18 protein-coding genes and 1 pseudogene are annotated in these 17,753 nt (G+C 68.8%); 13 read left to right on the top strand and 6 right to left on the bottom strand.

The features are described from left to right. Nucleotides 1-186 precede the first annotated feature (186 nt). The 3 genes from ABD912_RS19475 to ABD912_RS19465 form a co-directional block, all read right to left on the bottom strand. A complete protein-coding gene (locus ABD912_RS19475; RefSeq protein WP_345153495.1) occupies nucleotides 187-390 on the bottom strand; it encodes a cold-shock protein in 204 nt (67 codons plus the stop codon). A 93-nt stretch (nucleotides 391-483) separates the two neighbouring features. After that, a complete protein-coding gene (locus ABD912_RS19470; RefSeq protein WP_345153493.1) occupies nucleotides 484-810 on the bottom strand; it encodes a hypothetical protein in 327 nt (108 codons plus the stop codon). 349 nt (nucleotides 811-1,159) lie between these two features. Next, a complete protein-coding gene (locus ABD912_RS19465; protein ID WP_345153490.1) occupies nucleotides 1,160-1,444 on the bottom strand; it encodes a hypothetical protein in 285 nt (94 codons plus the stop codon). Nucleotides 1,445-1,615: 171 nt separating this feature from the next. Here ABD912_RS19465 and ABD912_RS19460 point away from each other — a divergent pair, with 171 nt between their 5' ends. The 3 genes and pseudogenes from ABD912_RS19460 (at nucleotide 1,616) to ABD912_RS19450 (ending at nucleotide 4,701) form a co-directional block, all read left to right on the top strand. After that, nucleotides 1,616-2,356 carry a TetR/AcrR family transcriptional regulator C-terminal domain-containing protein gene (locus ABD912_RS19460; protein ID WP_345153487.1) on the top strand — a complete coding sequence of 247 codons (741 nt, stop codon included), beginning with the start codon at nucleotides 1,616-1,618 and terminating at the stop codon, nucleotides 2,354-2,356. Nucleotides 2,357-3,051: 695 nt separating this feature from the next. After that, nucleotides 3,052-3,989 (top strand): annotated as a pseudogene (locus ABD912_RS19455) (threonine/serine dehydratase). Between the two features lie 244 nt (nucleotides 3,990-4,233). Beyond that, a complete protein-coding gene (locus ABD912_RS19450; protein ID WP_345153485.1) occupies nucleotides 4,234-4,701 on the top strand; it encodes a GNAT family N-acetyltransferase in 468 nt (155 codons plus the stop codon). Nucleotides 4,702-4,749: 48 nt separating this feature from the next. Here ABD912_RS19450 and ABD912_RS19445 read toward each other — a convergent pair whose 3' ends face one another. Then, on the bottom strand, nucleotides 4,750-4,971 hold the full coding sequence (locus tag ABD912_RS19445; protein WP_345153483.1) for a DUF2905 domain-containing protein: 222 nt from the start codon (nucleotides 4,969-4,971) through the stop codon (nucleotides 4,750-4,752). 186 nt (nucleotides 4,972-5,157) lie between these two features. Between ABD912_RS19445 and ABD912_RS19440 the strand changes: the two genes are divergently transcribed. Continuing rightward, nucleotides 5,158-5,499, top strand: a complete 342-nt coding sequence (locus ABD912_RS19440; RefSeq protein WP_345153481.1) for a YciI family protein — start codon at nucleotides 5,158-5,160, stop codon at nucleotides 5,497-5,499. A gap of 67 nt (nucleotides 5,500-5,566) precedes the next feature. On the opposite strand, the gene ABD912_RS19435 is transcribed toward ABD912_RS19440, so the two are convergent. Next, entirely contained in the window at nucleotides 5,567-5,914 is a 348-nt protein-coding gene (locus tag ABD912_RS19435; RefSeq protein ID WP_345153478.1) for a hypothetical protein, read from the bottom strand. A 250-nt stretch (nucleotides 5,915-6,164) separates the two neighbouring features. Between ABD912_RS19435 and ABD912_RS19430 the strand changes: the two genes are divergently transcribed. The 9 genes from ABD912_RS19430 (at nucleotide 6,165) to ABD912_RS19390 (ending at nucleotide 16,137) form a co-directional block, all read left to right on the top strand. After that, the gene (locus ABD912_RS19430; protein WP_345153477.1) at nucleotides 6,165-7,406 is read left to right on the top strand and encodes an NAD(P)/FAD-dependent oxidoreductase; all 1,242 of its coding nucleotides are present in this window, start codon (nucleotides 6,165-6,167) and stop codon (nucleotides 7,404-7,406) included. Nucleotides 7,407-7,490: 84 nt separating this feature from the next. Continuing rightward, nucleotides 7,491-7,694: an SDR family NAD(P)-dependent oxidoreductase gene (locus ABD912_RS19425; protein ID WP_345153476.1), complete on the top strand. Its 204-nt coding sequence runs from the start codon at nucleotides 7,491-7,493 to the stop codon at nucleotides 7,692-7,694. Between the two features lie 402 nt (nucleotides 7,695-8,096). Next, the gene (locus ABD912_RS19420; RefSeq protein WP_345153475.1) at nucleotides 8,097-8,996 is read left to right on the top strand and encodes a MurR/RpiR family transcriptional regulator; all 900 of its coding nucleotides are present in this window, start codon (nucleotides 8,097-8,099) and stop codon (nucleotides 8,994-8,996) included. A gap of 51 nt (nucleotides 8,997-9,047) precedes the next feature. Then, nucleotides 9,048-9,983 (top strand): NAD(P)-dependent oxidoreductase, encoded by a 936-nt coding sequence (locus tag ABD912_RS19415; protein ID WP_345153474.1) that lies wholly within the window; start codon nucleotides 9,048-9,050, stop codon nucleotides 9,981-9,983. A gap of 43 nt (nucleotides 9,984-10,026) precedes the next feature. Next, entirely contained in the window at nucleotides 10,027-11,574 is a 1,548-nt protein-coding gene (locus ABD912_RS19410; protein WP_345153473.1) for an aldehyde dehydrogenase family protein, read from the top strand. Nucleotides 11,575-11,601: 27 nt separating this feature from the next. Further along, nucleotides 11,602-12,828, top strand: coding sequence for a M20 family metallopeptidase (locus tag ABD912_RS19405; protein ID WP_345153471.1), 1,227 nt, complete (start codon nucleotides 11,602-11,604; stop codon nucleotides 12,826-12,828). Beyond that, nucleotides 12,825-14,198, top strand: a complete 1,374-nt coding sequence (locus tag ABD912_RS19400) for a DUF3100 domain-containing protein (RefSeq protein ID WP_345153469.1) — start codon at nucleotides 12,825-12,827, stop codon at nucleotides 14,196-14,198. The genes ABD912_RS19405 and ABD912_RS19400 overlap by 4 nt, the downstream gene beginning before the upstream one ends. A 167-nt stretch (nucleotides 14,199-14,365) precedes the next feature. Further along, the gene (locus ABD912_RS19395; RefSeq protein WP_345153468.1) at nucleotides 14,366-14,698 is read left to right on the top strand and encodes a hypothetical protein; all 333 of its coding nucleotides are present in this window, start codon (nucleotides 14,366-14,368) and stop codon (nucleotides 14,696-14,698) included. Nucleotides 14,699-15,132: 434 nt separating this feature from the next. Further along, on the top strand, nucleotides 15,133-16,137 hold the full coding sequence (locus tag ABD912_RS19390) for a hypothetical protein (protein WP_345153466.1): 1,005 nt from the start codon (nucleotides 15,133-15,135) through the stop codon (nucleotides 16,135-16,137). A gap of 165 nt (nucleotides 16,138-16,302) precedes the next feature. On the opposite strand, the gene ABD912_RS19385 is transcribed toward ABD912_RS19390, so the two are convergent. After that, nucleotides 16,303-17,550, bottom strand: a complete 1,248-nt coding sequence (locus ABD912_RS19385; RefSeq protein WP_345153465.1) for a benzoate/H(+) symporter BenE family transporter — start codon at nucleotides 17,548-17,550, stop codon at nucleotides 16,303-16,305. Nucleotides 17,551-17,753 lie beyond the last annotated feature (203 nt).

Here is a 17,753-nt window from a genome sequence, read left to right as displayed (position 1 = left end):
CGGGCTCCCTTGCCCAGCCGTTGTTGTACTTGCGGGCCGACGAACCAAAGCCGATAACGGCGCATACGACGGAGGCCCGGGGCATCAGACGCCTACCGATCCTCGGAGAGCGACTGCATGGCCTCGGGCCCTTCCCTGGTTCCGTGCCGCTCGTGGGGCGCGGCCGGCGGGAGCCTGCCTGTCGCTTTAGAGGGCTGCGATGTTGCTGGCCTGTGGTCCCTTGTCGCCCTGGACGACCTCGAACTCGACCCGATGTCCCTCCTCGAGGGACTTGAACCCGTGGCCGCTAATCGCCGAGTAGTGGGCAAAAACGTCGGCCGAGCCGTCGTCGTTGGAGATGAAGCCGAAGCCCTTTTCGGCATTGAACCACTTGATGGTGCCTGTTGCCATTTTCGTTCCTTTGTTTATGCGTGCCCGTTGCCGGTCCTGGGGGTGGTTCTGCCGCGCGCAGACGGTCCGGCGGCAGGGTGGTGGGGTTTACGGTTAGACGGCCATCGTCCCGTCCGACATGGTTTGCTGCGCCGGCTCGCCGGTCACGATGCGCAGCCTGCACTCGGCTTGCCCGGGGTCGATGTGCTTGGGCAGGCGTCGGAGGCAGACGTAGGCCTGCAACGCGTCGAGGACTTCGGGTTCGGCGGGGGCGGCGCTTAGGTCCAGGGTGATTTCGAAACCGGGGTTGAGCGAATGGGCCCGGTGGGCCAGGGAGTACAGCGCTTGCACGTTGCGGGAGTCCACCAGTCCGCGGACAACGATGCTTGCCGCGCGGCCCTCCAAGTCGAGGGCGACCTTCACTGCGATCTTCCCGTTCATGCGGTCTTTCCGTTCTTTGCAGGGGTGCGTGCGCAAGCAGACGGTCTGTCGATGCTTGCGGCAGCCTGCCCTTTCCGCGGCGGTGCGCTGGTGTGTGCCCCGAGCGGATCATGGCCAGGTGCTGGCGTTGGTCGCTGGACACCGGGTGGGCCAAGGGCCTGCATCCTGGCCTCGTGGCAGGGAAAGCCGTCAGCATCCGGCAGGCGGGTGTCCAAGGGGCCCTGCGGGCCGCCCTGGCGACCGCATCGACACGACCGGCGACCCTCTCCCGGGGGCACGCCGGTCCGGTGTGTTCCCGCCGTCGGTCCGCGCCGCCGCCGGCGGGATCGGGTGCGGCGGTGTTTGGAGGCTAGGCGTAGGTGCCGTGGCGGTTGCCGGACTTGGCCAGCCCGCGGGCGAGCATGTAGCCGATCGTGAGGTAGGTGATGTACTGCATCGCCTGGGCGGCGTTGAACGCGTCCTCGGTGTTTTCGCCATTGTCGCCCACGACGAGGGCCGTGATGACCGTGGCCAGGACCATGGCGACGTAGACGAAGAACTCGGTGGTCTTCGTCGCGGCCTTGACCCCGCTGCTGGCGCGGCCGTTCGCGTGGGTGGTCTCGGCGGTGTTGTGGCTAGAGGTGTTCGAGGTCATCGTGTCTCCTGAAAGATGGGGGCGGCCGGATCGGCCAGGTTCTCCCGGGGCGCCTTGTGGGCCGTCACGAAAGTTTCTACAATGTAGACGTTACCCGTAGAGTAACTAAATAACAAGCCACCTGCCCTCCCGGGGCCGCAGGGTGGATAGCAACCAGGAGAGGGGATCCCGATGCCCGACGTGCCTACCGGCGAAGACGACGCGAACGAGGAAGGACGGCCGACCACGGCCCCCGCCCGGACTCGGCGCCCCCGCCTGAACCGCGACCTCGTGCTCGCCGCGGCCCTGCACCTGGTGGACACCGAGGGCCTGGACGCCCTCACCATGCGCCGGCTGGGACAGATCCTCGACCGCGATCCGATGGCCCTGTACCGGTACGCGCCCAACCGGGCCGCACTGCTGGACGGCGTCACCGAACTGGTCATCCAGGAACTGGTGATCGAACCGGCGGACCCCGACTGGCAGTCCCAGCTGCGCCAGACCGCCCACGCCTTCCGGGCCCTGGCCCTGGCCCATCCCCACGTGGTGCCCCTACTGGTCACCCGGCCCCTGTCCACCCCGCTGGGCCTGCGTCCGCTGGGGACGCTGCGCCCCCTGGAACAGATCCTGGGACTGCTCACCCACGCCGGGTTCTCCCCCGAGAACGCCCTGCACATCTACCGGGCCTACTACGGATACCTCTACGGCCACATCCTGAACGAACTGCAGGAGCTCATCGTCGATCCGGAGGAAAACGAAGACCTGCTGCGCCTGGGACTGCACCGGCTTCCGGCCAAGGAGTTCCCCCACTTGCGCAGCCTTGCCCCCGTCCTCGCCGACTACGACGGCGCGGACGAACTCGACCAGGGCATCACCATCCTCCTCGCCGGACTCCAGGAACGCCTCCGCCCCGACGCGGCCCCGGAACGCTAGGAGGCCAGACGCGGATCTCGTCCGGCACGAAGGGTGGTTGAGAGCTTGCGACATGCCGGGACCTGGAGCCACGCGAGTGGAAGCGCTGCCAACCGCGAGTGCGGGTGGAACGGAGGGCAGCTTGGGCGGGTACGGTCCGCAGAGGAACAGGACCGAGCGATATGGCGCGCGTACGGTGCGGACCCCCGACAACCGTCCCGGGTTACCAGCAGGACATAGCGGGAACGACTCGCCCACGCGGCTCCCTGCGTACCTACAACGCCTACCCGGCATGTTTCCCTCAAGGACGCCCACGGCCGATAACGGCGCATACGTCGGCCTCCAAGCAACGCTTGCATTGCAAGCATTACGCGTGTGGTGTCTCGTGAAGAGACTTCCGGGTCCTTCGTCCGCGGCGCCAGTGGGCGGGGTCGGGGCGAGGTTGTGTGTGGGGCGTGCAGTGCTGAGATAGCTTCCGGCAGGGAGTGCCCATCATCGCCTTACTGCGCAGTCCGGTTCCCCGTCCCACGACGGTCTCTCTTCCTCTCCAACTGGACCGCCACCAACGACCACGCCATCCAGGGCCGAGGGCAACCCGCTCCCGACACCTTCCGCCGGCTGACACAATCCAAGAGCGGCGGGACCTGACGCAACCGGTCCCAGCCGTTGCCGGCCCAGCGTGGGCACGGCGGAAGACGCGAGGGAACAGAGGAACGATGATCGATAGAAGCGATGTGCTGGAGGCCCGGCGCCGGATAGAGGGGCATGTGCGTTGGACGCCCCTGCTGCGCGGCGGCTCCGGGAGCGCCCCTGTGTGGCTGAAATGTGAGTTCATGCAGCACACCGGCGTCTTCAAGGCCCGCGGGGCATTCAACCGCCTGCTCGCCGCCCAGGAACGCGGCGAACTGGACCCCGCCGCGGGGGTGGTCGTGGCATCCGGAGGCAACGCGGGGCTGGCCAACGCGTATGCCGCCGCCGCGCTGGGGGTGCCCGCCACGGTCTTCGTTCCAACGACCGCACCCAAAGTCAAGGTCGAACGGCTACTCGAGTACGGGGCAACCGTCCGCCAAGTCGGCGCCGAATACGCGGAGGCATACGCCGGCGCGCTGCAGCACGCCGGGCAGAGCGGGGCCCTGTTCTCCCACGCCTACGACCAGCTGGAGATTGCGGCCGGAGCCGGCACGATTGCGGAGGAAATCCTTGAGGACGAACCCGGCATCGACACGATCGTCGTGGCCGTCGGCGGCGGCGGGCTCTACGCGGGCTTGGCGGCCGCCGCGGCGGGCCGCGCCGGCATCGTGGCGGTCGAGCCGTCCACCATTCCGACCCTGCACGGCGCCCTGGCCGCGGGCCGGCCCGTGGACGTCCCCGTGTCCGGAGTCGCGGCAGACTCCCTAGGCGCCCGGCGCATCGGGGACATCGCCTTCGACATCGCCTCCCGCACGCCCCGGTTTCGGTGCTCGTAGACGACACCGCCATCGTCGCCGCCAGGGCGGAACTGTGGAGCGACTACCGCATCCCCGCCGAATACGGTGCCGCAACCGCCTGGGCCGCCCTGTCCTCGCGCGCCTACCTGCCCGCCGACGGGGAACGCGTCGCAGTGATCATCTGCGGCGCAAACACCGATCCATGCACCCTAGGCGACCAGCCCTAAACCCGCCGCCCCGGACGTCCTCCCTACGCGATAACGGGTCGCTGCGTCGCCGGGTCGCAGCCCCAGCGCGAGCGACGCCTATAACGGCGCATACGACATGCAGCACCGATTCCGAACAGTGGTTTGCCTGACGACAGCGGTTGTGCGCGCGTCGATCCCTCATGCCGGCCGGTGTATGCACAGGTGTCCCCCATGCCGATGGCAGGACTTCCGGAGGTGGAGGTCAACCATTCAAGATGGCTCCATGACGGCCACCGACGTTTCCCTGGCATCGGCCGAGCAGGCCGGCGCGGTAGGGCACCTGCTGTACGACTTCAACGCCGAGTTTGAGACACCTGGCCCGACGGCAGAGGAACTGGCCGTCCGTTTCAGGTTCCTCCTGGTCCGGGATGACGTGGTGGTACTGCTGTCAGGGGATCCCGACACGCCAACAGGTTTCGCGTTTCTGACCCTGCGGCCCACCCCGTACTACGACGGGGCCCTGGCCCAGCTCGAGGAACTCTATGTGCAGCCCGGTCTGCGCGGCCGAGGCATCGGCACCGCCCTGCTGACGGCAGCGATCCTCCGGGTTCGTGAGCGGGGCGCAGCCGAAGTGCACATCAACGTCGATGAGGTCGACGTCGATACCCGCCGATTCTACGAACGTCACGGCTTCACCAATGTCGAGCCGGGCCAGGATTACCGGATGCTGTGCTACCTCCGCGAGCTCTGACCCCCACAGGCGCGGACCCTCTCCGGATCGAGGCTCGTAACTCAGGTATCACCGACGGAAGAGGGACACCAGGAAGAGCAAGGCACTGATCCCCACGGAGACCACGAGCATGGAGACCCAGGGGATGTACACGCGCACGTTCTCGCCCTCGATCCGGATGTCCCCGGGAAGGTGTCCGAACCAAGCAAGCCAGCCGCGCCATGCCAGCACGCCCACCACAACCACCAGCAACCCGAAGGCCACCAGCAGCGGACCGAGGTCACGGCCCATGGAGCCACCTCCTCCACACCGCCGACGGCTTTCACGGATCCTCTCGGCGCCCGGCACTGCCCATCCGCGCAGAACCGGTTCCACCTAACAATTTCAGCACCTCCGAATCCGTGCTGCCACCGGAGCCGGGAAGCGCTGATCGAGAAACACCTCGACGATGTCACCGGCGCACGGCAGGATCGAGGGATGACGCACTTTCTCATCTCCTTCCCCAGCGCCGCCATGGTGATCTCGGACGAGGATTTTCCCGACGTGGTACGCGAATCCCACGCGGTCATCCAGGAGGCCAAGGATGCCGGCGTGTACGTCTTCGGCGGCGGGATAGACGAAGGCGTCGCCCCCGTCCTCGTGGCCGGTGACGGCACGGTGACGAACGGCACCTACCCGCAGAGCACGCGGTTGGACGGCGGCTACACCATCCTGAATCTGCCCTCCCGCGAGGCTGCGCTGGAATGGGCGAAGAAAATCGCGGTCGCCTGCCGCTGCTCGCAGGAGGTCCGGGCGTTCCAGTACGACCCGCTCGTCTGACGGCGTACGGCCACCCCCGCGACGTCCGCACCGCCCGCCGTCTCGCAGGCGGGCGGTGCGGACGCGGTCAGTCGGCGTCGATGCGGTCCAGGAGGTCCTTCAGGGCGTCGCGGATGTCGGTGTAGTCGTTCTGCCCGGACCGGCTCTCACCGGCGATCACGCCGGACCGGTGCACCTTCCGGAAGTCGCCGAACGGGAACGAGTAGGCCTGCTTGGTCTCGCGGTTCTCGGTCTTGTCGATCCCCATGTGCCAGTGCGAGTACTCGGTCCACCCCTCCTTCTCGATGAACGCGTTCTCCTCCTCGGCCGTGGGGTTCGCCTCCGACCAGTCGTCGCGCTCGTCGCGCACCACGCTGCCGTCGCGCACCAGCGCCCGCGCGTGCTCAAGCGCGGGCCTGTTCAGTTCGATCGCCATGGCGCCGACAGTACGGCAGGCACGGCGACCCGACAATAAGGGTGCTTCGACCCAAACGGCTCGCGCAGCAGGGGCTTCGACGGCGCGGGACGTCTTGGGGGTTCGTCCCGGGCCCTTCCACCTGCCGCGGCCATTTTTGGAGGATCTCACCGGCCCGTCTCCGCACATAGGCATCAGCCTGGGAGTTTCCTTGTACGCAAAGCCACCACGCGCCCTGTTTCACGGTTGTCCCGCACGGTATGTTGCTCGAATGGACGATACGTATGAGGTCATCGTGGTTGGCGGCGGGTTTGCCGGCATGACCGCGGCCGAGGAGTTGGGCCGCGGGGGCATTCGGGCACTCCTGATCGATACGAACAACTACCATCAGTTCCAGCCCCTTCTGTACCAGGTGGCGGCATCGCAGATCGGCGTGTCGGCGGTGGCCCGGCCACTGCGTTCCGTGTTCCGGGGCATCAAAGGCGTGCGTGTCCTCACGGCGGAGGTGACTGCGATCGATTCGGGCACCCGCACCGTCACCACGGCCGATGGCTCCCGTCACCAGTCACGCATTCTGGTCATTGCCACCGGCGCCGTCCCGAACTTCTTCAACACTCCGGGCGCCGAGGAACATGCCTATCCGCTGTACTCAGTAGCCGACGCCACGCGGCTCAACGCTGCGATCACCAAGGTCCTGGATGAGACGGACCGCGAGCCCGAGGGCCGGGCGGACGTCGTCGTGGTCGGCGGTGGCCCCACCGGCGTGGAGACCGCAGGTGCCTTGGCGGAGAACGCCAAATACATTGTGCCCAAGTACTTTTCGCCGGCCCTGGCGTCCCGGTGCCGCATCCATCTAGTGGACATGGTGCCGAACGTACTGATGGCGTTCTCCGACAAATCACAGACGTACGCCAGGAACCGGCTGGAGAAACTCGGGGTTCAGCTGCACATGGGCCAGGGCGTGACCGACGTCCGTCCCGACGGCGTCACGCTCGCGGACGGGACCGTGATTCCCGCCCGGATCGTGGTCTGGGCCGGCGGCCTGCAGGCTGGAAAAATCGTCACCGAGTCCGGCCTTGCGCAGGGGCGCGGCGGCCGCATCGACGTCCTGCCGGACCTGACCGCACCCGGAGCCGAGGGAGTCTATGTGCTGGGTGATGCCGCCAACATCACCGATGCCGCGGGCACCAAACTGCCCCAGCTCGGCTCGGTCGCCCAACAGTCGGGCAAATGGGCCGCCCGCAACATTCATGCCGACCTTACCGGGGGCACGCGCCAACCGTTTGCCTATTGGGACAAGGGATACATGGCAATGGTCGGTCGCGGAGCCGCAGTAGCCGAAATCGGCCGCAAGCGTATGCAGTTGCAAGGCCCGCTGGCGTTCGTTTCCTGGCTGGCGGTGCACCTCGCCTTGCTGCCCGGATTCCAGCAAAAGGTGCGGGCTCTCTCCTCTTGGGCCACCGGCTACGTCACGCACAGCCCATCGCAGGTGGTTGTCGGCAGGCCCGACTAGGCCGTGCATGGGGAGCAGGGGGACCTATGCTGAACGCCCACAGGCAACCATCGCAGCCCCGGAGGCGAGACCACTTGACGGCCCGTGCCGAAGCTCGCCCATCGCAGCCAGAGCCCCAAGCCGTCCCGGGAACATAGGGCCGTGAGAAGCTTGAGGAAGGCTGGCCCTCCTCCGTCCGGCGTTGTCGTCATCACCGGGGCTTCCAGCGGCATCGGACGGGCAACGGCCCACGCGTTCGCCCTCACGGGTACCCGCCTTGTCCTTGCGGAGCCCAGCGCGTCGCCGTGATGGGCAAGGTCCAAGGAAGCTTCATCCCCATCCACGCGCACATGGCCGGACTGTACGACCGCTTGATTGTCCCCACCATGAACGCCCTGGCGCTGCGCAGGGGCCGCGTCGAGCCCCAAAATGGGACACTCTTCGAGCTCGATCCCGCCAGCAACGCCGTGACGGGAGAATGGCGCAGGAGGCGTCGGGGAGGCGGTCGGCCCGGACCGCGGGGCCCGTCCCCCCGCGGCTAGCGGAACCCTTCGCGCTGCGTTTCCTCGTCGGCCACCCGAACGCCCAGCCGCTTGGCGCCCGGAGGATTCCTGTGACGGAACCACAACCCTCTGTTCGCAAACACAATTGCATTGTATATTGGTGCAATCAGCATTGCAGAGTGATCTGCGTAACGGAACGGGTTCGGACTTGAACAGCAGTGCGGTCGATCAGGAAGCCAACGCGAGGGGCCACAACGGTGGCGCGGACGTTGCCCATGCCTGGCTAGGAGACGTTCTTCCGGACGTTCCGCTGTCCAAGGCCCAGAGCCGGGTGGTCGATGTCATCGCCCGCAATCCGCAGCTCGCCTCCTACGCGGACATCGCCGAGATTGCCCAGCGCGCCGACGTCAACAACTCCACCGTGGTCCGCGCGGCCCAGCACTTGGGCTACCGTGGCTGGCCCGACCTCCAGCGGGAACTGCGCTCCCGGTACCTGGTGATGATCACCACCGAGGAAACGCTGACCGAGCACGGCGAACACCGCAGCCCCCTGCATGACGCGCTCAACCACGACATCGAGAATCTGCGCCTGACGCTGGACTCGAATACGGCCGACGACGCCGAGGCGGCCATCGCTGCCCTTGCCGGCGCCAAATCCATCACGGTCGTCGGGCTGGGCTCGTTCGCCGGGCCCGCCAGCGTGATGGCCCACCTGGGATCCACCATGGGATACCCGATCACCCTGGAAAACCGCGGCGGCGTCCACCTCGCTTCCAGCACCAACACCCTCGGCGCCGGGGATGTCCTGGTGGTCATCAACATGTGGCGTTCCATCCGGCAGATCATCGCCGCCGCCGAAGCCGCCAAGCAGGCCGGGGCCACGGTCATCGCCATCAGCGACATGCGCCGTGGTCCCCTCGCGGCCGCGGCCGACCACCTCCTGGTGGCCGCCTCGGAAGGCATCTCCTTCTTCCAGTCCGTCACGGCCGCGAACTCCGTGGTCTACGGCCTGCTGGCGGGCATGGAGGCGGCCCATCCCGAACGGAGCCGAGCCGCCATCCGCCGCACCCAGCAATTGTGGAAGGACCTGGACGTCTACCTCGACTGAGCCCAGCGCTTCCGGTTTCCTTCGCTGCAGACCCCCCTTTAGGAGTACTTGATGAACGACCAGATCAACCGCCGCGTCGCCGTCGTCGGTCTTGGAGCCATGGGCGGAGCGATGGCCGCCACGCTCCGTCGCGCCGGCTGGGACGTTACGGGTTTTGACCCCTCCGAGGCAGCCAGGGCGGCCGCCTCCGAAGCGGGAATCCCCACCACCGCCAACATCGCTGATATCGCAGGGACTCCCTACGCCGTTCTCTCCCTGCCGGGAGCCAGCATCGTGGAAAGCACGGTGCCCCACCTTCTGGCCGCCCCGGGGACCGTGGCCATCATCGACACCACCACCTCCGAGCCGGCAACGAGCAAGCGGATGGCCGGCCTCGCCGAAGCGCAAGGCGCAGCCTTCGTGGACGCGCCGGTCTCCGGCGGCCGCGACGGGGCCGCATCGGGATCCCTGAGCGCCTTCGTCGGGGCAACCGCCACGGGGCTTTCCGCCGCGGAGCCGGTCCTGCTCGCGCTCACCGGCGGCAAGTACAGCCACATCGGCGGCCCCGGCAGCGGCAACGTGGTCAAGCTCCTGAACAACGTCCTGGCCGCGGCAAACCTGGTCTCCGTGGGCGAGGCCCTCGGCGTCGCCCAGGCCTACGGCATCGATCCCGCCAAGGCCGCGGCCAGCATCAGCGACGCCTCCGGAGGCAGCAAGGTCTCCGCGAACATGTACCCGAACTGGGTGCTCACCGGCACCCACAACTCGGGGTTCTCCCTCGGCCTCATGGCCCGGGACGCCGCCCTCGCCGTGGAGGTCGCCGCTCAGATCGGCGAAAACCCGGCCTTGCTGGCCGCCGTTGCGGGCCGGTGGCAGGACGCCTTGGCCGTCCTGGGACCGCGGGCGGACTTCACCGAAATAGCCCGGACCGTCGCCCCGGCCCTCACGCCCGCCGGCGCCCCCAACACCGAAAACGGCGCCGCAAACGGCACCGCCGCCGTCGCCTAAGCCCCCCAGCCTCTAGCCGTTTCAGTTTCAAAGGACCACCACATTGAGCATCACCACAGCACCCACCGCCTCCTCGGCCGCCACCGCCCGGGCCATCCTGGACGCGGCCTTCCCGGCCGGCCTCGGCGCCTTCCTTGACGGCAGGACCGTTGCCGGCAACGGAGAAAGCATCACGCTCACCGCAGCGGCGACCGGCGAACCGTTCGCCAGCTACGCCGATCCCGGCGCCGAGGGCGCCGATGCCATCCTGGAAAGCTCGACGGCGGGCGCGGCGGTCTGGGGCGCGATGAACGGATTCGAACGGGCAGCCATCCTGCGCAACGTCAGCCGCGTCGTGGAAGCGCACGCGGAGGAACTGGCCATCCTCGAGTCGGCCACCACGGGAAAACCCATCCGCGACGCCCGCGTCGAGGCCGCCAAGGTGGCCGAAATGTTCGGCTACTACTCCGGCTGGGCGGACAAGCTGACGGGGCAGACCATTCCCGTCCCCGGCCAGTGGCACACGTACACCGAACGCGTCCCGTGGGGCGTCGTCGTCGCCATCACCCCGTGGAACGCTCCCCTGTTCACGGCCGGCTGGAACTCCGCCGCGCCGCTGGCCGCCGGCAATGCCGTGATCATCAAGCCCAGCGAATTCACCCCGGCCTCATCCATCCGGCTGGCGCAACTGGCCCACGAAGCGGGCCTGCCGGCCGGCGTGTTCAACGTCGCCGCCGGGCTGGGCACCACCGTCGGTTCCGCGCTCACCAGCGACCGGCGCGTCGGCAAAGTCAGCTTCATCGGCTCCGTCCCCACCGGGCGCCGGGTGGCCGTCGCGGCCGCGCAGGCCGGGATTCCCGCCCTCCTGGAACTCGGCGGCAAGAGCGCCAACATCGTGTTCGCCGACGCCGACCTGGACCGTGCCGCCGACGGCGCCATCTCCGCGATCTTCTCCGGCGCCGGGCAGTCCTGCGTCGCCGGATCCCGGCTCCTGGTGGAGCGCAGCGTGCACGCACGGTTCGTTGAGCTGGTGGCCGAGAAGGCGGCGCGGCTGCGGGTCGGCGACCCGCTGAGCGCGGACACCGAGGTGGGCCCGATCATCACGGCCCAGCAGTTCGCCACCGTCACCTCCCTCATCGAGGCAGGACTGCACGACGGCGGACGCCGGGTCACCGGCGCGGCGTTGCCGGAGGCCCTCGCCGGGTCCGCGCTGGCAGGCGGACACTGGGTCATGCCGACCCTGCTGGACGGGGTGACGCCCCAGAACCGCCTCGAAACCACGGAGGTATTCGGTCCCGTGGTGGGCGCTGACGCCTTCGACACGGAAGCGGAGGCCATCGCCCGGGCCAACAACACCAACTTCGGCCTGGCCGGTGCCGTGTGGACCTCCGACGTTTCCCGCGCGCACCACATTGCCCGCGAGGTGAAGGCCGGCACGTTCTGGATCAACTCCTACAAGACCATCCACGTGGCGGTTCCGTTCGGCGGCTTCGGAGATTCCGGCCACGGCCGCTCCTCCGGCCCCGGCGTCCTGGACGAGTACACCCAGACGAAGGCCATCTGGGTGCCCACGCGTGCGGCCGGCTCCCCCTTCCCGTCCTTGTCCTACTAGAGCGCCCTGTTAGGCAGGCAGATACTGATGGAACTGACAGACACCACCGGCGCGATGGCGGACCTCCGCGCGGCCCTGGCCGACGGCGTCGAGGGCTGGAAACCGCGGGTCCAGGCCATGGCGCAGGCCATCCACGCCTACAAGGAGGTCTCCTTCGAGGAGGTCCGCTCGGCCGAAGAGGTCACGGAACTGCTGGGCGAGGGTGGCTTCGAGGTGGAACGCGGCACCGGCGGCCTTCCCACGGCGTTCACGGCGAGCGCCGGTTCCGGCGAGCTGACGGTCGCGCTCTGCGTGGAATACGATGCGCTGCCCAACATCGGGCACGCCTGCGGGCACAACCTGATCGCGGGCGCCTCCGTCGCCGCCGCCCTTGCCCTGCGTCCCCACGTGGACCGGTTGGGCATCACGCTGAAGGCGATCGGAACGCCGGCCGAGGAGCACGGCGGCGGCAAGGCCGTCCTGCTGGAACGCGGAGCGTTCGACGGCGTCGGCCTGGCCCTGATGGTCCATCCCGTCCAGGACGGCGTGACTTACAACCCGGCCGGCACCAGCGCCCAGGCCGTGGGCCGGTTCATGGCGACGTTCACCGGCAAGGCGGCCCACGCGGCGGCGGCCCCGCACAAGGGCGTGAACGCTGCGGACGCCGCCGTGCTGAGCCAGGTCGCCATCGGGCTGCTGCGCCAGCACATCCCCGGAGACCACCGCATCGCCCTGTACATCTCCGAGGCCGGACACGTCACCAACATCATTCCGGAACGGGCGGTGGTCCAGTTCGAGTGCCGCGCCTTCACCTTGCCGGAATACGAGGCTCTGCTCGAGCGCGTCCGCCGCTGCTTCGAAGGAGCCGCCCTGGCTACCGGCACCACGCTGAGCATCGAGGCCACCGAACCCCTCTACGAACCCCTGCTCCAGGACGACGACCTGGCGGCGCACTGGACCGAGGCAATGGATGCGTTCGGCAAGGACACCTCCTCCTCCGCAGGCCTCGGCGGCGGCTCGACCGACATGGGCAACATCTCCCAAGTCATCCCGTCCCTGCATCCCTGGCTGAGCATCCCCGGCGCGGACGTGCCCATCCACTCCCACGGATTCGCCGCCCTGGCCGACTCCCCCCAGGCCTACGGCGTGATGTTCGAGGCAGCCACCGCGCTGGCCTGGACCGTCGCCGCCGCGGCCTCCTCCCCCACCGAGCGAGCACGCTTCACCGAAGCGGCCTACCGCCGTCGTACTCCCACCCAGGAAGGCACCCCATGAGTACCAGCACCCATACCCCGCGCATCGGCAAAGCTGGTGCCCGGCTGACGCTTCCGGTCGCCGCGCTGGCCTTCGTCATTGCCGTCGCCGTCCAGCTGATCGGCCAGGCCAAGATCGACCTCGGGATCGGCGCAATCGTCATCTTCCCCATGGTCTGGGGCCTCATCCTGGGCCTGCTGGTCTCCATCCAGAAGTTCAAGCCCCTCGGCCTGGACCTGCAACGGGTTGCCGCGGCCCTGGTGGGTGTGGCCGTCCTGCTCCTGGTCGCGCGGCTGGCATTCAACATCGGTCCCAGCCTTCCCACCCTCGTCAAGGCGGGGCCGGCCCTGCTCCTCCAGGAAGTGGGCCACCTGCTGGGCACCGTCGCCCTGGCCCTGCCCCTGGCCGTGCTGCTCCGCATGGGCAAGGCAACGATCGGAGCCACGTTCTCGCTGGACCGCGAACCGTCCTTCGCCATGGTCTCCGAAAAGTACGGTCCCGATTCGGACCAGTACCGGGGCGTGCTGGCCATGTACGTGTTCGGCACCCTGTTTGGCGCCGTGTTCATCACGCTGCTCACGTCGCTGGTGGCCAACTGGAACATCTTCGATCCGCTGGCCCTGGCCATGGGTGCCGGCGTGGGGTCGGGATCCATGATGGCGGCGTCCTCGGCCAGCATCATCGCGGCCTATCCCGCCGACGAGGAAGCCATCCTCGGCATGGCGGCGGTGTCCAACCTGATCACCACCATCCTCGGCGTCTACGTCGGAATCTACATCGCCCTGCCGCTGGCGGACCGTTTCTACAGGATCCTCACCCGCAAGCAAACCCGCGAAGCCGCGGCCGTCGCCGCAGGGGCCACCGCGGAACGCAGCCAGGCCGACGTTGAGCGCGACGCGGCCCAGGCCGAAGAAAACCGCCGCTTCCGCGAACAGGTCGCCGCATCCTCGGTACCCATCAGGCTCCCGCTGTGGCTGTCCTTGTCCGTCCTGACGGTCGTGGGCATCGGCACGGCCTCGGTGGCGGCCAAGGGATTCAGCCTGACGATCGTTGCCGGGTACGGCATCATGCTGGCACTGGTCCTGGTCAGCATCGCCCTGGCCAAGGTCACCCGGAAGATCTCGGCCATCATCTACATCACCACCATCGGCGCCTACATCTCCAGCCCGTGGTTCTTCGGCGCGGAGGCGCTCAACCCGCTCATCAAGTCCGTCGACTTCCTCTCCATCGCCACCGTCATGCTGACGCTCGCGGGCCTGTCCCTGGGCAAGGACATCCCGCTGCTGAAGACCATCGGCTGGAAGATCATTCCCGTGGGTCTGGTCGCCATCACCGCGTCCTTCCTGCTCTCCGCCGTGATCGCGGAGTTCGCCCTGGGGCTCTGGCACTAGATGTACCCGGCCAACACGTTGGTCACAGGCGGCTGACGGGACCGCCGCCCCCATACTCCAGCGTCTGATGGTCTCCCTTTCCCGGGAACCGCGCTGAGCACAGCGGCAGGCTAGGCATCGTCAGCGCAGCCGCCGCATCAATGGATCGCAATACGAAAGGCATCTTCATGGATAACCATGGAAATTGGAATGACCTGGCCGCCCGGCAGGTGCGGATCCAGCACCACGGGAGCACCATTCGGACCGGCTCCCTCGAGGAGGCAACCGAGGCCGTGGACACCAGGGCTGGCACCGTCATCGAGGTCAGGGCCAGTGACAAGGCCTCCACGAACGACTGCCTCAACGCCGCGGTCGACCGCATGATCGAGGTCGCTCTGCGGGGCCGCCGGCGCGGCATCCTGGTCACCCGCTTGGGGGCAAGGCACTTCACCGTCGGGCTCAGCGATGAGGTCCCCTTCGGCCGCACCGAACAGTGCGACGCCTGGGACAGGTCCGCCTGACCCTACCCCCGGGTGGAAAGACCTCGGGAACTACCTCAGGAACACTCCCTGCCCCGCACCCCCACGACCTGGCGGCGCCTGGAAAGGCGCCGCCAGGAACGGATGCCTCCCCTGCGGGCAGCCCCGGCATTTCCCCGTGCCGACGCTCCCCGTGCATCCGTTCCGCCGGATACTCCCGGCAGCCGGGCCGGACCCGCGCATGTCCACCCATCGGTCACCAGCCGCTGGTCCATGAATGGACGCCCCGCCTTGCCCGAGGAAGAGCGCATCATCGGGGCAATCAGGGACTAGGAGTCACGCCTAAGGGCGGGCACACACCGTCAACGCCTCAAATGGGATCGCGATGGCGCAGTGAAGGCGATAGGCCGGCACCTTTGAGATGGTGGTGGTCGATACATGGATATATGGCCACCATCAACCGAAGGGAGCACGCCGTGACCTCAGCTTTGCCCTCCGCCTCCCCCGCGGTACCACTGGTTCTGTCGGGGTTCGGTCCGGTGGGCCAGGCCTTCCTGGAAAAGATTGGAGCCCAGCAACAGCGGGGCATCGCTGTCACGGTCATCCGCGGCCAGGCCTCCGAAACCACGCTCGGACCGGGTTCCGGCGTGCCGGACCGCGCATCCTGGCACCCGCTGGCCCAGCTTGAGGCGACCCTCGACCGCACCGGTGCCGGCGTGCTCGTGCAGGCCCTGCCGTCCTCGCCCGAGGCGCATCCGCGCGCCGTCGACGAAGCCATTACCGCCCTTCGCCGCGGCGTGCACGTCGTGACCGCGACCAAGAGCCACCTCCTCACCCACTGGCGGGACCTGGAGCAGGCGGCACGCACGGGTGGCAGCCGGATCCGGATCTCGGGCGCCACCGGCGCGGCCCTGCCCACGGCCGACCTCGCCCGCCTCGGCGTGCGGGGTCTCGACTGCCATGCGTTGCGCGCCTGCCCGAACGGCACCTCGACCTTCGTGTTGGACCGGATCTCCGACGGCGGAAGCCTCAAGGAGGCGGTGCGGGAAGCCCGGCGGTGCGGGATCGCCGAGGCCGACACGAGTGCCGATCTCTCCGGCTCCGATGCGGCCACGAAGGCCCGGCTGCTCGCCGGTCTCCTGTGGGACTGGGATGTCGCGAGGATCCAGATCGAAACCGAAGCGATCGACGAGGGCACAGTGGAGCTGGCGGCGGCCGCCGCGCGCTCGGGACGTCGGCTCCGCGCCGTCGCGTCCGCCTCACTCGACCGTCCGATGACGGTCACGGTGCGCCTGGAACGGGTGGGGCCGGGCGACCCCTTCTTCCACATCACGGGCCCCGAGAAGGCCATGACCTTCCACTGCCCCGACGCCGGGGACATCACGGTGCAGGGCGGCCGCTCCAGCCCCACGGGAGCGGCCCTCGCCATGGTCAAGGACGTCCTCAACCTCGTTGAAGGCAACGCGACGGGCTTCCACTGATCATCCGCCACGCTTCCGCAGGCAGGGGCCTTCACGCCGAACCGGTTCACGTTTCACGTGAAACAGGACGGAGAGGGTCCGGGTGGCTTCACGGCTCGGAGGGCGCGTCCCGTGTGTTTGCGCCGCGGCCCTTGAATCTCGCCGGCCCCCTTGGCGGGCACCCGCTCAGCCCGCTCCCCCGGTCCGCCGGCGCGCCGCCGTCGTTTGCCGCAGCAGCAGGTACACCAGGCTCCCGGCCGCGATCCCCCAGAACGGGGCGACGATCCCGAACGGTGCGACGCCGGAGGCGGTGACCATTAGGGTGGCCACGGCCGCCTCGACGACGGCGGGTTCGCGCCTGCCCGGTGCCAGGGCGTCCGTGAACGCGCCCTGCAGGGCGCCCACCAGCGCGACGCCGGCGGTGGCGGTCACCAGTGCCTCGGGCACGGCGCCGAGCAGCGCGACGATCGGTCCCGCGAAGACGCCGAAGAGGATGAAGAACACTCCGCAGGAGACGCCAGCGACGTAGCGGCGGGCGGGGTCCTGGTGGGCCTCGCGGCCGGCGCAGATCCCGGCGGTGATGGCCGCGAGGTTGATCGAGTGCGCGCCCAGCGGCGCGAAGGCCAGGGACGCCGCGGCGGAGGTTCCGAGCAGCAGGCGGTCGTTGGGCTCGTACCCGCTGGTGTGCATCATCGCCAGGCCCGGCCCGTTCTGGCCGGCCATGGTCACGATGAGCAGCGGCACCGAAATGCCCATCACCGCCTGGAGGCTGAAGGTCGGCACCGTCCAGAGCGCCGCCGAGAACTCGAGCGTCAGCGGCGGCAGGGAGACCTGGCCCGACGCGGCGGCCAGCGCGATGCCGGACAGCAGCGCCAGCAGCACGGCGTACTTCGGAACGAAGCGCCGGCCGAGCAGGTACGCGGCGACCAGCCCGCCGGCCACGAGCGGGGACGCGACGACGGCGCCGGCCACCTTCAGCACGAACGGCAGCAGCACCCCGGCGAGGACCGCGGCAAGGATCGGCCGCGGGACGACGGCGAGCAGCCTGCCGAACCAGCCCGTGGCACCCAACAGCAGGCCCAGGACCGCGGCGACGATGTACGCCCCGATGGCGTCCGAGTAGGAGTGGTCGGCGAGCGCCGTGATGAGCAGCGCCGCGCCCGGCACGGACCAGGCGACCACCACCGGCATGCGGGTGAGCAGGCTCAGCGCGATGCAGACGATCCCGCTGCCGACGGAGATCGCCCACACCCACGACGCCGTCTGCGCGGGGGTCAGTCCCGCGGCGCCGGCCGCGCCCAGGACCACGAGCAGCGGGCCCGCGTAGGACACCGCGACGGCCACCAGTCCCGCGGTCACCGCGGAAAGCGAGACGTCGGACAGCTGCGGACGCCGGGGCGGCGCGGCCGCCGCCGTGGATGGGGTCTGCGTCATGGGGTCCTTCCGGCTGGGGCGCGGGTCCCGCCCACCCTAGGGGTCCACGCCTCCCGTGAACAAATACCGATTCGCGCCTGATTGGGACCTTCATCGTCTCAAGGGGGACCTAGGTGGAGCCTAGGCATTCGCCTAGTGTGACGCGGCGCACAGGCGGGCAAGGTTGAGGGCACGACTTTCCATCCCCAGCCCGGCCGGGCAAC

It is taken from the genome of Arthrobacter ginkgonis, from assembly GCF_039540195.1.
GTDB lineage: Bacteria > Actinomycetota > Actinomycetes > Actinomycetales > Micrococcaceae > Zafaria > Zafaria ginkgonis.
The sequence above is the reverse complement of the archived record's forward strand: the minus strand, read 5'-3'. Positions and strand labels throughout refer to the sequence as shown.

Excerpts from the sequence above, each read along its gene's own strand:
- ABD912_RS19475 (WP_345153495.1), bottom strand. The coding sequence starts at position 390 with ATGGCAACAGGCACCATCAAGTGGTTCAATGCCGAAAAGGGCTTCGGC.
- ABD912_RS19470 (WP_345153493.1), bottom strand. The coding sequence starts at position 810 with ATGAACGGGAAGATCGCAGTGAAGGTCGCCCTCGACTTGGAGGGCCGC.
- ABD912_RS19465 (WP_345153490.1), bottom strand. The coding sequence starts at position 1,444 with ATGACCTCGAACACCTCTAGCCACAACACCGCCGAGACCACCCACGCG.
- ABD912_RS19460 (WP_345153487.1), top strand. The coding sequence starts at position 1,616 with ATGCCCGACGTGCCTACCGGCGAAGACGACGCGAACGAGGAAGGACGG.
- ABD912_RS19450 (WP_345153485.1), top strand. The coding sequence starts at position 4,234 with ATGACGGCCACCGACGTTTCCCTGGCATCGGCCGAGCAGGCCGGCGCG.
- ABD912_RS19445 (WP_345153483.1), bottom strand. The coding sequence starts at position 4,971 with ATGGGCCGTGACCTCGGTCCGCTGCTGGTGGCCTTCGGGTTGCTGGTG.
- ABD912_RS19440 (WP_345153481.1), top strand. The coding sequence starts at position 5,158 with ATGACGCACTTTCTCATCTCCTTCCCCAGCGCCGCCATGGTGATCTCG.
- ABD912_RS19435 (WP_345153478.1), bottom strand. The coding sequence starts at position 5,914 with ATGGCGATCGAACTGAACAGGCCCGCGCTTGAGCACGCGCGGGCGCTG.
- ABD912_RS19430 (WP_345153477.1), top strand. The coding sequence starts at position 6,165 with ATGGACGATACGTATGAGGTCATCGTGGTTGGCGGCGGGTTTGCCGGC.
- ABD912_RS19415 (WP_345153474.1), top strand. The coding sequence starts at position 9,048 with ATGAACGACCAGATCAACCGCCGCGTCGCCGTCGTCGGTCTTGGAGCC.
- ABD912_RS19405 (WP_345153471.1), top strand. The coding sequence starts at position 11,602 with ATGGAACTGACAGACACCACCGGCGCGATGGCGGACCTCCGCGCGGCC.
- ABD912_RS19400 (WP_345153469.1), top strand. The coding sequence starts at position 12,825 with ATGAGTACCAGCACCCATACCCCGCGCATCGGCAAAGCTGGTGCCCGG.
- ABD912_RS19395 (WP_345153468.1), top strand. The coding sequence starts at position 14,366 with ATGGATAACCATGGAAATTGGAATGACCTGGCCGCCCGGCAGGTGCGG.
- ABD912_RS19385 (WP_345153465.1), bottom strand. The coding sequence starts at position 17,550 with ATGACGCAGACCCCATCCACGGCGGCGGCCGCGCCGCCCCGGCGTCCG.